The organism is Terrisphaera buseokensis, assembly GCF_047521145.2.
In the GTDB taxonomy this organism is placed as follows: Bacteria; Verrucomicrobiota; Verrucomicrobiia; order Opitutales; family Opitutaceae; genus ER46.
The window spans coordinates 2,123,464-2,137,826 of record NZ_CM134186.1 but is presented as its reverse complement, the minus strand read 5'-3'; the positions used below and the strand labels follow the sequence as shown (position 1 = coordinate 2,137,826).

Sequence of the window (14,363 nt, the reverse complement as noted above, 5' to 3'; positions counted from 1 at the left end):
ACCGAGGGCGGCTTTCATCAGGCCGCCCTCGTTCGTTTGCAGGCCCGGCGTTACTTCGCGAAACGGCCGCGCGCCCTGCCCGCTTGCGCTCGCGGCCCACAGCTGTTTGCTCGACTCACCATGCCCCGGCTACCCCTCGCCGCGTTTGCGTTTTTCGCCGTGCTTGCAGCGCACGCCGCCGACTCCCGCAGCGCTTTCCTCAAACTTCTCGATCGTCCCCGCGTCCCGCTCGCCGCCGACGTCAGCCCGCCGGTCACGCGCGACGCCCTCGTCGAAACCGCCTTCAGCTTCGACGCCGAGGCCGGCGAACGCGTCCCCGGTCTCCTGGTGAAATCCGCGACCTCCAACGGCCGCAGGCCGGTGGTCATCGTCCTGCACGGAACCGGCGGAAACAAGGAAAGCCAGCGTGCGTTGCTGGCCGAACTCGCCCGCGACGGCTTCGCGGCCGTGGCGATCGACGGCCGTTTCCACGGTGCCCGCGCGAAAGCGGGCAAGGAGGCGAAGTCCGCGGAGTATGTCGGCGCCATCCTGGAGCGCTTCCGCACCGGCCGCGGGTATCCGTTCTTCTACGACACGGCTTGGGACGTGATGCGGCTGATTGACTACCTCGAGACGCGGGCCGACGTCGATCCACGCCGCATTGGCGCCATCGGTTTTTCAAAGGGCGGGATCGAAACCTATCTTGCCGCCGCCATCGACCCGCGCATCGCGGTCGCGGTGCCGTGCATCGGCGTGCAGAGCTTTCGCTGGGCATTGGAAAACAATTCCTGGCAGTCGCGCATCGAAACGGTCCAGGCCGCCTTCAACGCGGCGGCGAAGGATTCGGGCGTCGCCCACCCCGGCGCCGAGTTTGTGCGTACGTTCTACGATCGCGTCGCGCCAGGGATCTACGGCGAGTTCGACGGACCGGCCATGGTGCCCCTGATCGCCCCGCGCCCGTTGCTGTCCATCAATGGCGAGATCGATCCGCGCACGCCGGGCCCGGGCCTGAAGGAATGCGCCGACGCCGCCCGCGCGGCCTATCGCGCCGCCGGCGCCGACGACCGCTTCGTGCTCCACGTGCAGCCGGCCACCGCGCACAAGGTGCTGCCCGAATCCCTCGTGCTGGCGCGCGACTGGTTCAAGCGTTGGCTCAAGCCGTGACGGCGTCGCAGCCGCCTCACGGCTTCGCCCTTCACCAACCCGCGCCCTTTGTCAGCGTCTTTACGCGCACGAGGAAATAGTTCGCGGTGATATAAAGCGTCGACCCGTCGTCGCCCCAGCAGCAGTTGCCCGTGGGCTCGCCGGTGTTGATCACGCCGAGCAGTTTTCCCGCCGGCGAAATCACCATCACGCCGCCCGGCCCGGTGCACCAGACGTTGCCCGCGCGATCGACCTTCAGGCCGTCGCAGAGACCGGGCAGCTTCTGCTCCCGGCGCGGCTGGGCGTCGAAAAACACCCGCGGCTGCGCCAGCGTGCCGTCGCGTTGCACGTCGTACGCCATCACGCGCGTCGCCCGCGCATCGCTCACCGCGACGTACAACGTCGACTCGTCCGGCGAGAAGCCGATGCCGTTCGGAAACGTGAGGCCCTTTTCAAGCAGCGTGACCTTGCCGTCACGGCCAATCCGATACACGCCCGCGAACGGGATCTCGCGGAGCGGCGAGTCGACGATTTTCTCCAGGCCGTACGGCGGGTCGGTGAAGTAGATCTCACCGCTCTTGCGCACCGCCAAATCGTTCGGGCTGTTGAAGCGCTTGCCCTCAAACCGATCCGCGACCGTGGTGTACGTGCCGTTTTCAAACCGCGCCACCCGGCGCTCGCCGTGCTGGCACAGCAACAGCCGGCCCTGCGCGTCGCGCCCGAGGCCGTTGCTGCCGGGTTCGCGAAATCCGGGCGCCGCGGCGAGGAGGCCGCTGGGGCGCAGAAATACTTCCGCAGCTTTCATGCCCGCTTTCCAGCGATACGCAGTGTTGGCGAGCACGTCGGAAAACACGACGCCGCCGTCGAACCATGTCGGACCTTCCGACCAGCGGAATCCTTCCGCCAGCACCTCGATGGTTGCACCGGGCGCGACCAGTTGATCGAAGGAGGGATCGAGGCGTTCAATGCGGCCGACGAACGGATGGGGTTTGTCGTCGGCGGCGTGCGCGAGCAGGGCCGTCAGGGCCAGCAGGAGAAGACGTTTCATGGGGTGGATTCGGTCTAAGCCGGAACCGCCGGGTTGAAAGGTGAAAGTGGAAGATTGAACTCGTACTGCTGGCCGCTTGCGCCGACTCCGCCGCCACGCCAACGTCCCTGCGAATGAAATTCACGCCCGCCAAAGCGCCGCTCACCGGCGAAACGCTCGCCTCGCTCACGGATAAACTCCGCGCGCAGGGCGAGCCGGCGTTCCGGGCGAAGCAGATCCTCGACTGGCTTTACAAGAAGCGCGCGCGTTCGTGGGACGACATGACGAATCTCTCCAAACCGCTGCGCGCGTGGCTCGCGGAGACGTTCGATTTGATGCCGGCGTCGCTCGTGCTCAACAAGCAGTCCGAGGACGTCACCGACAAGCTGCTGCTCGAGCTCGGCGATCGCTCGCTCATTGAAACCGTGATCATCCGCGCCCCGCAGGAAGGCGTCGGCATCGAACATTCCCGCAAGACCATCTGCATTTCCACCCAAGTCGGTTGCGCCATGGGCTGCGTCTTCTGCGCGAGCGGACTCGCCGGCCTCAAACGCGATCTCAACGCGGGCGAAATCGTCGCCCAGCTGCTGCAGGTCTGTTACCGCGAGGACGTCCGCACGCCGCGCGCCCGCACGGAACTGGCCTCGTTCGACAACATCGTCGTCATGGGCATGGGCGAGCCGCTCGCCAATTACGACGAACTGCTGCGCGCGCTCACCATCCTGAATGCCGAGTGGGGCCTGGGATTTGGCGCGCGGCGGATCACGATTTCAACGAGCGGGCTCGTGCCGAAGATCCTGCAGCTGGCCGAGGAGGAACTGGGTTTCCGGCTGGCGATCTCGCTGCACGGCGCGACGGACGAAGTGCGCGAGAAAATCATGCCGGTGAACCGGGCGTTCCCGCTCGCGAAACTCGTGCCGGCGATCCGGACGTTCTCCGAAAAGCACGGCCGCATGGTCACGCTGGAATTCATTCTCATCGAGGAGGTGAACGACTCGCTGGTGCAGGCGGAAAAGCTGCGCGACATCGCGCGCGATCTGCACGCGCACGTGAACTTGATTCCATACAACACGGTGGAAGGCCTACCGTGGAAACGCCCGAGCATCACACGGCAGGAGCGGTTCGCCGACATCCTGCGCGCGGCCCGCATTTCCGTCACGCTGCGCCGTGAAAAAGGCCATGACATCGACGCCGCCTGCGGGCAGCTGCGGTTGAAGACGGAAAAGGATCGCGCGACCGACACCGTGCCGGCTGGCACCGAGGTCTAAGCCGACGGATGGACGCCCCTTCGCTCTTCTGGCTGGCGGCAAAAGGAAGTGCGCTCGGAGCTGGCCTGCTCGGACCCGGCGCGGCGCTCATGACCGCGGCGCGGCTGCCACGGACCGTCGCGACCTGCTTCTCCGGTTCGGCCGTCGCGCTGTATGCGACCGTTCTCACGCTCCAACTCAGCGGCGCACCGATCACGCCGGTTTCACTGGCCGCGGGACTGTTACTGATCAGCGCAGGCGCCGTGGTCGTTGGTCGGACGCGCAGCACCGTTCCTCCGGGCTCTCCCGCTCCTCCGTACGCCGCGGGAGGAGGCAATGCGGGGCTGCGCACGTCCGCGCCGCTCACCGGAATGAGCGTTCTGCTGCCCGTGTATTTGCTGTTCTGGGTCGCAGTCGCGTGGCGCGCGTGGCACCAGCCGCTGGCCGGGCCGGACGTCGAGTTCCGCTGGAGCTTTCTCGCGGAGCAGATGCTGCGACTCGGCACGCTCGACTTCTATCCGCCCCGTTCGGCAGCCGATTTCGTTTCGTATTTCTGGGTCGAGAGCATTCCACCGGGCGCTTCCGCGCTGCACGCGTGGGCCTACGCGTGCGCCGGCGGCAGTCACGCGTCATGGACCGTGCCCGCGGTCATACTGCAGGTGTGGTCGGTGCATGAATTGGTCTGGCACGCGGCCGATCGCAGCGGCGGACGCAACGCCGCCCGCATCGCCGTCCTCGCGCTCGCGGCGTGTCCGCTGCTGACGTGGTCGATGTTGATTGGCCAGGAGACTGGCCTCACCGCCCTGGCCCTGGCTGGAATCGCCTGCGCGCTGATGTTCTGGCGGTCCACGCGCAACGCAAAATGGGCGGCACTCGCCGGGCTGTTCGCGACCCTCGGCGCGGCGGCACGCGAGTACGGCCTGGTGTTTCCGCTGCTCGCCGGCGGCGCACTGTGGTTCTGGCGCGCCGAACGCCGCGCGTGGTTCGCGCTGACGGCGGCGGCCGCGCTGGGTGCGGTGTGGCCGTTGCGCACGTGGATCCTCACCGGCAATCCGTTCTACAGCCTCTCGCCCGGCGGGCTGTTTCCGGCCAACGCCCGCTTCGTCGCTTGGATCGAATCCGATGCCGACGCTTTCGGCGCGGCGTTGAAAACGCTTTCCGGCTGGGACGGCGTGATACGTTATCTGGTGCTGTTTGCGCCCGCCGCGCTGCTCGGCTGGATCGGACTCGGCACGGCGATCGCGCGGCGGCAACGCGACGCCGTACTCGCGCTGGCGGCGGTCGCGTTGCTCCTCGCGCTGTGGGCCACGTCGGTCCGTTACACGAATGGCGGGCTGTTTTATTCCCTGCGCGTGACAAGTCCCGCCCTTGTTCTGGGCTGTCTATCGCTCGGACTCGGCGTGGCCGCATTGCTGTCACCCCGGCCCGGACTCGCCACGATCCTGACGTTTCTCGTCGGTGTCGGCGTGGTCGCCCAACTACCCGCGACGCTCGCGTTGCCGCAAAGCCCCTGGCGCGTGCCGTGGCGCGCGTGGCCAGCGTTTGCACCAACCGTGACAAGCCCGGCCGGCCTGGCCGACGAAACGGTCGCCCTCGTCATGAAGGCGACCGGCGGAAAGCCCGGCGTCGTGATTGCTGACGCCCCCGGATTTCAGCGCCGATTCAGTCCGCTGGGCGTGACAGTGATTCCGCTGTGGAGCCCGCAGGCTGACTGGCTGTTCGATCCGACGCTGCCGCCGGCCGAAGCCGTTCGCCGCTGGCGCGAGTCGCAGGTGCGCACGATCATCGTGACGAAATGGCAGGCCAACCTGGATTTTTTCACCCGCCATTCCCGCGGGGCGCAGCCGCCCTTTCAAACGCAGGTCATCGGCGAGACCAAGGATACGGCGGTGGTTGCGCTTCGGGCCGTGGAGTGACCGATTGACGCGCGAAACTCCTCGCTTCCGGGGGAATCGCCGCCTTTGTCCGCTTCCACGCCCCGGGTTGCACTTTCCGCTTGCGCGCCCGGCGTCGGATTCATTTTACCCAACGCTCTTCTTTGTACCCTTTCGGAACCTTCCCCGTCTTGCCGGTCTCACCGGTCTAAATCCCACCCGCTCTGCTCCATGATTGAAGTCAAAGGTCTCGTCAAAACCTACGGCACCAAGCGCGCAGTCGATGGCGTCACCTTCTCGGTGAAACGCGGCGATATCCTCGGTTTCCTCGGCCCCAACGGCGCGGGAAAATCGACGACGATGAAGATGATCACCGGCTTCCTCCGTCCCGATGCCGGCACCGCCACGGTCGACGGCATCGACGTCACGGTCGATCCGGTCGCGGTCAAACAGAAGCTCGGCTACCTGCCCGAAAGCGCGCCGGCTTATCCTGAGATGACCGTCGAGGAATTCCTCGGCTTCGTGGCGGACGTCCGCGGATTTCGTAGTGCTGACGCCAACCGCACTCAGGTGGACCGCGCGATCGCCCTCACGCATCTCGCCCCGGTGCGCAAGCAGACGATCGAAACACTCTCGAAGGGGTTCAAGCAGCGCGTCGGTTTCGCCCAGGCCCTGCTGCATGATCCCGCCGTCCTCGTGCTTGATGAGCCGACCGATGGCCTGGACCCGAATCAGAAGAACGAAGTGCGTTCGCTGATCAAAAACATGTCGGTCGAAAAGGCCGTGATCCTGTCGACGCACATCCTCGAGGAAGTCGACGCGATCTGCAACCGGGTCATCATCATCTCGCGCGGCAAGGTCGTCGCCGATGAAACGCCCGCCCAATTGCGCGCGCGGAAACCCGGCGCGCGGCTCGATGAAATTTTCCGCACGCTGACCCACGGCGATATCTAGTTGCGAGCGGCCAGAGGTTGAAAGGCGAGAGGCCAAAGCAAATCGCCTCTCTCCGAACGCCCGGGCGCTCCGACTCTCCTTCTTCCCTTTTCGACTTTCCGCCATGCGACAAATCTCCCCGATCTTCAAACGCGAGTTCTTCGGCTACTTCCGGTCCCCCGTAGCCTACGTCTTCCTGATCGCCTTTCTCGTCATCTCCGTGTCGCTCGCCTTCTCCCGTTACGGCGGATTCTTCCGCGCGGGCGTGGCCGGGATGGAGAGCTACTTCACGTTTTTCCCGTGGCTGTTCATGTTCATCGTGCCCGCGGTCGGCATGCGGCTGTGGTCCGAGGAAAAACGTTCCGGCACGGTCGAGCTGCTCTTCACACTGCCGATCACGACGCTTGAAGCCGTCCTCGGAAAATTCCTCGCCGGCTGGGCGTTCCTCGCGCTCGCCGTGCTCCTGAGTTTTCCGATGGCGATCACCGTTGGCTATCTCGGCGACCCCGACTGGGGCGTCATCATCACGACCTACATCGGTGCGATTCTGATGGCCGGTGGCTATCTCGGCGTGTGCGCGCTGACCTCGGCCCTGACGAAGAATCAGGTGATCAGCTTCGTGCTCAGTCTGGGCGCGTGCGCCATCCTGCTCTTCCTCGGCTTCAGCAGCTTCACCGACACCCTGGAAGGCGTGCTGCCGATCGCGTTCGCCGATGCGCTCGCGAATTTCAGTTTCATCACCCACTTCGACGCCTTCACGAAAGGCATCATCGACCCGAAGGACGTGCTGTTCTTCCTCTCATTGATGGGCTTCACGCTCTTCCTTAACGTCGTCGCGCTCGAGCGCTGAACGCCGCCGCTCCCCGCCCCTCGCCCTCGACCCTCTTTCGGCTCCCGCTCATGAAACTCGGCAGCAAGACCCTCGCCATCGTTCTCCTCCTCGTCGGGCTCGTGCTCGTTAACTACCTCGCGTCGTCGATCCCCGTGCGGTTCGACGCCACCGCCGAGTCGATCTACTCGCTCTCGGACGGCACCAAGAAGATGCTCGGCAAGATCGAGGAGCCGGTGACCATCGATCTGTATTTCTCGAAGGACGCCAGCGGCCTGCCGATCGCCTACAAGAACTACGCGGCACGCGTGCAGGAAATGCTGCGGCAATACGTCCGCGCCTCGCGTGGCAAGCTGACGCTCAACGTCATCAATCCGCGCCCCGACACGCCCGATGAGGAAAAAGCCACCGCCTCCGGCCTGACGCCGCAGGTCGCGCAGCAGGGCGGCGAACAATTTTTCTTCGGCCTGATCGTCACGCAGGCCGACCTGCAGAAAAACATTCCGGCCTTCACGCCGCAGCGCGAACAGTTCCTCGAGTACGATCTGTCGAAGCTCGTCTACAGCGTGCAGCAGTTCGACAAACGAAAGCTCGGCTTGATCACCAGCCTGCCGCTCCAGGGCACGAGCCCGCAGGAGATGCAAATGATGATGATGATGCGCCGGCAGCCGCAGCCATCGCAGATGGTGATGACCGAGCTCGAGCAGTCGTTCCAGATCGTGATCGTCGAACCCACCGCGACCGATCTTCCGGCCGGCCTCGACGCCCTCATGGTCGCGCACCCGCAGAACGTGGCGCCGAAACTCCAGTTCGCGATCGACCAATTCCTCCTCGGCGGCAAGCCAGTCTTTCTCGCGGTCGATCCGTCATCCCAGCACTTCAAGCGGCAGAGCAATCCGCAGCAGATGATGATGGGCCAGGGCCCGCAGAACGTTTCCAGCGATCTGCCGACGCTGCTCAATGCCTACGGCATCCAGTACGACGCGCAAAAGGTCGTCGGCGACAACGAAAACGCCACGCAGGTCCAGACCGGCGGCGGCGGCGTGGCACGTTATCCGATCTGGCTGAGTCTGCGCGGCAAGGAGGCTTTCAACCAGAAGGCGATGCCGACGGCGCAGCTGAACTCGGCCATGTTCATCGAGTCGGGCAGCATTGCGAAGAAGGAGGGCGCGACCGTCACCTTCACGCCGCTCGTCGAGACCTCTGCGCAGGCCGGCGACATCGCCAGCATGATGTTGCAGTTCGCGCAGCCGGACGATGTCGCGAAGCAACTCACCCCGAGCGGCAAGAAGACGATCGCCGCGCTCGTCACCGGGAAGTTCAAGTCGGCCTTCCCCGACGGCGCGCCGAAGGATGAGAAGCCGGCGGAGGATCCCGCGAAGAAGGAGGAGCCCAAGAAGGAAGAGCCCAAGGGCGAGTCGCTCAAGGAGTCCAAGGGCACCTCGACGCTCTTCGTCATTGCCGACACCGACTGGCTTTTCGACGACTACAGCGTCCGCAAGTTCAACTTCTTCGGCCAGACCGCCGCGGAGCCGTTCAACGACAACCTCGCGTTTGCCGCGAACACCGTCGAGTTCCTCGGCGGATCGCAGGATCTGATTTCCATCCGCGGCAAGGGCACGTCGCTGCGGCCGTTCGACGTCGTGCGCAAGATGGAAGCCGCAGCGCAGAAGCAGTACCAAACGAAGCTCACCGAGCTCGACGCGCGCCTCCAGCAGGTGCAGGCGAAGCTCACCGAGCTCCAGGGCAAGAAGGGCGAGGGTAATCGTCTCGTCGCCACGCCGGAGATGACGAAGGCCATCGAGGATTTCCAGAAACAGCAGGCGACGATGCGCGGCGAACGCCGTGAGATCCGTCGCGCGCTCCGCGAGGACATCGACCGCCTCGAAAACAAACTTCTCGTGATGAACCTGCTGGCCATGCCGCTCCTCGTGGGCGTGTTCGGCGTCTGGTTTTATCGCAACCGCAAGCGCTGAACCGAACGCATGCAGCTGATGGTTGAATGTTGAGCGTTGAGCGATCGAGCCACCGAGGAAACGTCCGAAACCTTCACGTTACGAACGACCCCGCCGGATGGTTTTTCTCTCAACCCTCAGCTCTCAACGCTCAACCGAATGAGTTCGAACAAGCGCGACGGATCCCGTGACTACGTCTCCACCATGATTCCACTCCTCTGATCGATGAAAATCAAATCCCTCATCGTCACCGTCCTCGTCCTCGCCGCCCTGTCGATCGCCGTGTTCATCGCCCGCCGTCCGGCCCCGCCGGCCGCGGCCGACGCGCGCATCAACCAATCGCTGGTGGACAGCGCCGCCATCGACAAGGCCGCCAAGCTGCGCCTGAGCGACGCCGGCAAAACCGTCGACCTCGTCCGCCAGGCCGATGGCACATGGCGCGTGCCGTCCTACTATGACCTGCCCGCCGATTTCTCGAAGCTCTCCGGCTTCGTCGCGAATCTGACGGAAGCCAAGATCCAGCGCCTCGTCACCAGCGCGCCCGACCGCATCGCGCGTCTCGAGTTCAAGGATACGAAGATCGAATTGCTCGACGCCGCCGACAAGCCGGTGTTCTCCGCCACCCTCGGCAAGAACGCCGAGGTCGGTGGCGGCCGGTACGTAAAGTTCGGTGCCGAAGCCAAAGCGTACCTCGTCAACCTCAGCGCGTTTCTCGACACCGAGGCCAAGAATTGGGCGAACGCCGAGCTGCTCAATCTCAAGGCCGACGACATCGCCAGGATTGAAATTCCCTTCGCCGAAGGCGGCCCGATCGTGGTGTCACGCGCGAAGAAGGAAGACCCATGGACCGCCGACAAGACGCCCGCCGGTCAGCGCGTCAAGGCTGACAAGGTCGCCACCGTCCTGTCGTCGGTGGGCAATATCCGCTTCTCCGACTCCACCGCGCCCGACGACGCCAACGCCGTCGTGGCGAAGGCCAACCTCCGCTCGTTCAAGGTCACGACCTTCGACAACAAGTCCGTGACCGTGGCCCTCGGTCGCAAGCCCGAGGAAAAGAAACTCAAGGCGCTCGCGCCCGCCGCTGACGGCAAGACAGGCCCGGGCGCGCTCGGGAGCGTCGCCGATCTCACCAAGAAGGAGGAGCCGGCGAAAGACGGAAAACCCGCCGACGCCAAACCGCTCGCGCCGGAATTCGAAACGATTCCCGCGGGACCGGTGTTCGCCTTTGTCGCGCACAGTGACGCCGCGGCACCCGTGAACGCCGCGATGCAGAAGCGCGCGTACCAGATTTCCGATTACACCTTCACCGGCCTGCCGCAGAAGGCCGACGAGCTGTTCGAGCCCGTCCCCGCCGCGGCCCCGGCCCCCGCCGACAAGGCGAAGACGGAAGACAAGAAGACCGACAGCACCAAGTAGGTCGGCGCCTCCACGGGAGCGCAGGCGTCCCGCCTGCACTCCGATCCTCAGGGACGGAACGCGCCGTTCACGGGCTGAAGTATTTCAGCCCCGCGACGCCGCACACGATCAGGCCGATGCACACGATCCGCCCTGCGTTGGCGGGTTCGTCGAGCAGCAAGATTCCAATCACCGCGGTGCCCACCGCGCCGATGCCGGTCCACACCGCGTAGGCGGTGCCGATCGGAAGCACGCGCGCTGCCAGCGCCAGCAGGTACATGCTGGCCGCCATGGCCGCGATCGTCGCCACTGAAGGCCACAGCCGGGTGAAGCCTTGCGTATACTTGAGTCCGATGGCCCAGCCGACTTCGAGGGCCGCCGCCACCAGCAGAAAAATCCAAGGCTTCATAGACGAATTCAATCACGTGGACGCCGACCGCCGGCAGGCGTCCGCAGGCTGCAAGGCAAACGCCGGTGGTCCGCCGCCAACCAACGGGCGCGGAACTCCAAGTCAACGCCCGAGCCGCGCGCGAGCCGCTTAGCGCCGCCGGTGCGAATTCGTCAGCGCCTGCGCGAGCGCGATCTCCACCTTGTTGCGGGCCGCACTGATGTTCAGCCGCAGCGCCTTGCGCGCCGCCTCCGGATTCTTGCGCGTCACCGCGTTCAACACCGCCAGATGCTCGCCGGCCGTGGCATGCACCCGGTGCGGCGTCGTGATCACGACGAGCCGGACAAACCGCAGGCGCTCGTTGATGTCCTGGAGCGCCTCGATGATGTAGGCGTTGCCCAGCAACTGCGCGAAACCGAGGTGAAACGCCTCGTCCGCCCGCACCAATTCCGCGCCATCCACCGGCGCATCGGCGGTGATCTTCAGCAGCGGCTCCCATCGCGCACGCGTCTCCTTCGCAAACTCCTCCGGAATGCCGAGCGTCGCCAGCCGCTCGATGACGAACAGTTCCAGCGCCAGCCGGTAGTCGTACAGCTGGTGGATGCCCTCGACATCCGGCTGCTTCACGTAGCAGCCCTGATTCGGGACCTGATCCACGAGCCCCTGCTCGGCGAGCGCCCGCAACGCCTCGCGGACCGGGATCCGGCTCGCCGAAAACTCCTCGCACAACACCTGTTCACCGAGGTGGCGGCCCGGTGGATAATACCAGTTGAGAATCCGCTCGCGCAGGGTCCGCAGAATCTGCGGAGCCAGCGGATTGGGTGTAACGGCGACTTTGTCGACGGTGGCCTTCACCGATGCAGACAAGGGAGTGCGGAGACTGCGGGCCATGATCTCGCGCAGGAAAAGCCATCCGCGACCCCACAGGCAACCGCGAACCGCATACGTTATCGTATACAATATTGAATACGGTCTGGCATACACACTGCTTCAGCGGGACTGCGCCAGTTCTTCCTCCACCCACGTCCGCCTTCCGCCCATGCCTCCGAAAAATGTTCCGCTCCCACCGCCGTTCCGTCCGCGCCGCCTGCCCGTGCTCGCTTCGGTTGCGCTCCTTTCCGTCTGCTCATTCCCGGCTCCCAGCGGAGCGCAAACCGCCCGCGCGCCAGCCGAAGAGGTCGTGACCCTCGAGCGCTTCGTCGCCGCGGCGAAGGCCGACGACTTGTACGACGTCCTGCCGGCGCGTGACAGCGCCAGCCTGTTCGGCGTTTCCCGGCCACTGATCGACACGCCCAGATCGATCACGGTCATTGAGAGTTCGCTGACGGACCTCTTCAGCATCCGCACGGTGAACGACTTTGTCGCCGTCACCGCAGGTTCTTTCACCGGCAACTATTTTGGCGTCCCCGGCGCCCTCGACGTGCGCGGCGAGCGGGCGGACAACTTTTTCCGCGGCTTCCGGCGCATTGAAAATCGCGGCAACTTTCCCACGCCGATCGCGAGCACCGACTACACGGAAATCGTGAAGGGTCCGCCGCCCCCGATCTACGGCGGTGGCAAGGTGGGCGGCGTGCTGAACTTCATCCCGAAAACCGCCAAGAGCAAAACCGCCAAGTTCATCGACAAACCGGTGGGCGTCTCGAGCCTCACCCTCGGCACCTACGGCAAGAAGACGGGCAGCATCGAGTACGGCGCGCCCTTCTCCCTCTTCGGCAAAAAGTCCGGCGCCTACGTGTTCGTGCAGGCGGAGGACTCCGACAGCTACTACGACAACATCTACAACAAGAGCACGCTCGTGCAGGTCGCGATCGACACGCAGCTGTCAAACTCCGTGCTCCTGGAATACGGCGTGATGGCGCAGTGGGCCGACTTGAATCAGAGTCTCGGCTGGAATCGCGTCACGCAGCGGATGATCGACACCGACGGCGAATATCTCGCCGGCCGCGCCGCGCTGAACTTGGACGCCAATGGCAACGGTTTCCTGAGTCCCTCCGAGTTGAACGCGTACGCCCTCGAGCAGTTCGCGTTTGCGAACCCGTTTCCCTACGACGCGCTCACCGCCCAGCAGAAGGCCGCCTTCGCGCTCAATCCCGCCACCGTCCGCACGGTCAAGCTCAGCCATCACACGGTGCAGGTGGAGCCGATCGACTTTTCCAAGACCGACTCGCTCACCGCTTACTTCGACGTGACGAAGACCTCGGGCGACAGCTTGACCCTGAAGAATCAGTCGTTCTACGACTACATGAACCACACGAAGTATTCGAGTTACGGATTCACCGCGGACTACCTCGCGATGGCGTTTGAAAACAAGACGACGGCGACGATCCAGGCCAAGCCGTCGGCCAACACCGTGCTCGACGGCGTGTTCGGCGTCTCGTGGCGGTACTCCTCCGGTGACGAACGCGAGTCGCGCGGCCGCGGCTACCAGGTGCTCGACCGCCGTGACATCTCCGTCGGCGCGAGCGGCAACGATCGCTTCGAGGGCGCGCACACGGGCAGCGCCAACGTGCCCTACAACTGGCGGCAGATCGGTGCGTTCACCGACCTCGGCGCCTTCGCCCTCGTCGACACGACCATCGCCGGAAAACTGGGCTTCATCGGCAGCGCACGCTGGGATCGTTACAATGCCCACACCAACGGCACCGACCTCAACGCCGCGTACGGCTACGAAAGCGCCTCCGACAACGCGCTCACGTACAATGCCAGCATCACCTACAAGCTCGACGGCCTGAGCCCGTACGTCACCTACGCCACCTCGCGCTATCTCGAGCTGGGTCAGGGCGGCATGATCGACCGCCTGAATCTCGGCGGCGACACCTGGCTGCAGGATTCCAAAATTGCGGAAGCCGGCCTCAAGGGCACGGTGCTGAAGGGCAAGCTCTTCACCACGCTCGCCTACTACAAGCAGGAGAAGACCGCGTTCAATCCCACCGCCGGCACCTTCGACAAGTACAAGTCGAAGGGGCTCGAGTTTGAGGCGCGCTACGCTCCCACCAAAACCCTGAGCTTCACCGCCGCCGCCACCTGGCAGCGCACCGACCTGCAGAACCCGCCATTCTTCCTCGGCGTTCCGCCGTCAGCGCTCGGTCTGAATCCGGCCCAGACCTACGCCGGCCGCTTCGTGGCCGTCGGCGGGCTCATCGGCGTGAAGTCGCCGCTCGAGGCCCCGACGCCCCAACGCGTCTTCTCCGTCAACGGCACCTACACCTCGCGCCAGGGCTGGGGCGTTTCCCTCGGCGGCACCTATGTCTCGTCCTTCTACTCCGGATACCTGCAGCAAATCCGGCTGCCCGAGTATTTCGTGACCCGCGGCGCGCTCTTCTACAACCGCGGGCCGTGGTCGTTCCGGCTCAACGCCAACAATATCTTGGACGAGCGGTACTACACGCCGCAGTTCCTGTTCTGGGACGTTTTCATCAGCCCCAGCATCGGGCCAACGGTTGATCTTTCGGTGAGTTACAAGTGGTAAGCAGTGCGAGGTGGGCGGGGTCGCTTCTCCGTGGGTTTGGAACCTAGACGACTCCGGCCCGAGCGTAAGCGCACCCCGCCCACCTTTTTCTGAACTTCCGCCATCCCGCCACATGGTCCGTTCC

The 14,363-nt window shown here is 64.9% G+C and carries 11 protein-coding genes; 8 read left to right on the top strand and 3 right to left on the bottom strand.

Annotation, left to right across the window (positions count from 1 at the left end; all coding sequences use genetic code 11):
* Window positions 1-120: 120 nt before the first annotated feature.
* A complete protein-coding gene (locus ACLJEU_RS07785) occupies window positions 121-1,143 on the top strand; it encodes an alpha/beta hydrolase family protein (protein ID WP_414662042.1) in 1,023 nt (340 codons plus the stop codon).
* 31 nt (window positions 1,144-1,174) lie between these two features.
* Here ACLJEU_RS07785 and ACLJEU_RS07780 read toward each other — a convergent pair whose 3' ends face one another.
* Entirely contained in the window at window positions 1,175-2,170 is a 996-nt protein-coding gene (locus tag ACLJEU_RS07780; protein WP_414662041.1) for an SMP-30/gluconolactonase/LRE family protein, read from the bottom strand.
* Window positions 2,171-2,283: 113 nt separating this feature from the next.
* On the opposite strand from ACLJEU_RS07780, the gene rlmN reads away from it, so the two are divergent.
* The 6 genes from rlmN (at window position 2,284) to ACLJEU_RS07750 (ending at window position 10,403) form a co-directional block, all read left to right on the top strand.
* Window positions 2,284-3,417 carry a 23S rRNA (adenine(2503)-C(2))-methyltransferase RlmN gene (rlmN, locus tag ACLJEU_RS07775; RefSeq protein WP_414662040.1) on the top strand — a complete coding sequence of 378 codons (1,134 nt, stop codon included), beginning with the start codon at window positions 2,284-2,286 and terminating at the stop codon, window positions 3,415-3,417.
* Between the two features lie 8 nt (window positions 3,418-3,425).
* Entirely contained in the window at window positions 3,426-5,312 is a 1,887-nt protein-coding gene (locus ACLJEU_RS07770) for a hypothetical protein (protein ID WP_414662039.1), read from the top strand.
* 189 nt (window positions 5,313-5,501) lie between these two features.
* Window positions 5,502-6,224, top strand: a complete 723-nt coding sequence (locus tag ACLJEU_RS07765) for an ABC transporter ATP-binding protein (RefSeq protein WP_414662038.1) — start codon at window positions 5,502-5,504, stop codon at window positions 6,222-6,224.
* A gap of 103 nt (window positions 6,225-6,327) precedes the next feature.
* Window positions 6,328-7,053: an ABC transporter permease gene (locus ACLJEU_RS07760; protein ID WP_414662037.1), complete on the top strand. Its 726-nt coding sequence runs from the start codon at window positions 6,328-6,330 to the stop codon at window positions 7,051-7,053.
* 50 nt (window positions 7,054-7,103) lie between these two features.
* A complete protein-coding gene (locus ACLJEU_RS07755; protein ID WP_414662036.1) occupies window positions 7,104-9,008 on the top strand; it encodes a GldG family protein in 1,905 nt (634 codons plus the stop codon).
* Between the two features lie 204 nt (window positions 9,009-9,212).
* Complete coding sequence (locus ACLJEU_RS07750; RefSeq protein ID WP_414662035.1) at window positions 9,213-10,403, top strand: DUF4340 domain-containing protein; 1,191 nt, start codon at window positions 9,213-9,215, stop codon at window positions 10,401-10,403.
* 67 nt (window positions 10,404-10,470) lie between these two features.
* Here the strand turns inward: ACLJEU_RS07750 and sugE are convergent, their stop codons facing one another.
* Complete coding sequence (sugE, locus tag ACLJEU_RS07745; RefSeq protein ID WP_414662034.1) at window positions 10,471-10,791, bottom strand: quaternary ammonium compound efflux SMR transporter SugE; 321 nt, start codon at window positions 10,789-10,791, stop codon at window positions 10,471-10,473.
* A 129-nt stretch (window positions 10,792-10,920) separates the two neighbouring features.
* Window positions 10,921-11,661, bottom strand: coding sequence for a GntR family transcriptional regulator (locus ACLJEU_RS07740; RefSeq protein ID WP_457795357.1), 741 nt, complete (start codon window positions 11,659-11,661; stop codon window positions 10,921-10,923).
* 148 nt (window positions 11,662-11,809) lie between these two features.
* Here ACLJEU_RS07740 and ACLJEU_RS07735 point away from each other — a divergent pair, with 148 nt between their 5' ends.
* A complete protein-coding gene (locus ACLJEU_RS07735) occupies window positions 11,810-14,239 on the top strand; it encodes a TonB-dependent siderophore receptor (protein WP_414662032.1) in 2,430 nt (809 codons plus the stop codon).
* Window positions 14,240-14,363 lie beyond the last annotated feature (124 nt).

Bases quoted from the DNA above. Each gene is read 5' to 3' on its own strand.
- sugE (WP_414662034.1), bottom strand. From the start codon at position 10,791: ATGAAGCCTTGGATTTTTCTGCTGGTGGCGGCGGCCCTCGAAGTCGGC.
- ACLJEU_RS07770 (WP_414662039.1), top strand. From the start codon at position 3,426: ATGGACGCCCCTTCGCTCTTCTGGCTGGCGGCAAAAGGAAGTGCGCTC.
- ACLJEU_RS07740 (WP_457795357.1), bottom strand. From the start codon at position 11,661: ATGGCCCGCAGTCTCCGCACTCCCTTGTCTGCATCGGTGAAGGCCACC.
- ACLJEU_RS07765 (WP_414662038.1), top strand. From the start codon at position 5,502: ATGATTGAAGTCAAAGGTCTCGTCAAAACCTACGGCACCAAGCGCGCA.
- ACLJEU_RS07735 (WP_414662032.1), top strand. From the start codon at position 11,810: ATGCCTCCGAAAAATGTTCCGCTCCCACCGCCGTTCCGTCCGCGCCGC.
- ACLJEU_RS07750 (WP_414662035.1), top strand. From the start codon at position 9,213: ATGAAAATCAAATCCCTCATCGTCACCGTCCTCGTCCTCGCCGCCCTG.
- ACLJEU_RS07755 (WP_414662036.1), top strand. From the start codon at position 7,104: ATGAAACTCGGCAGCAAGACCCTCGCCATCGTTCTCCTCCTCGTCGGG.
- ACLJEU_RS07785 (WP_414662042.1), top strand. From the start codon at position 121: ATGCCCCGGCTACCCCTCGCCGCGTTTGCGTTTTTCGCCGTGCTTGCA.
- ACLJEU_RS07780 (WP_414662041.1), bottom strand. From the start codon at position 2,170: ATGAAACGTCTTCTCCTGCTGGCCCTGACGGCCCTGCTCGCGCACGCC.
- rlmN (WP_414662040.1), top strand. From the start codon at position 2,284: ATGAAATTCACGCCCGCCAAAGCGCCGCTCACCGGCGAAACGCTCGCC.
- ACLJEU_RS07760 (WP_414662037.1), top strand. From the start codon at position 6,328: ATGCGACAAATCTCCCCGATCTTCAAACGCGAGTTCTTCGGCTACTTC.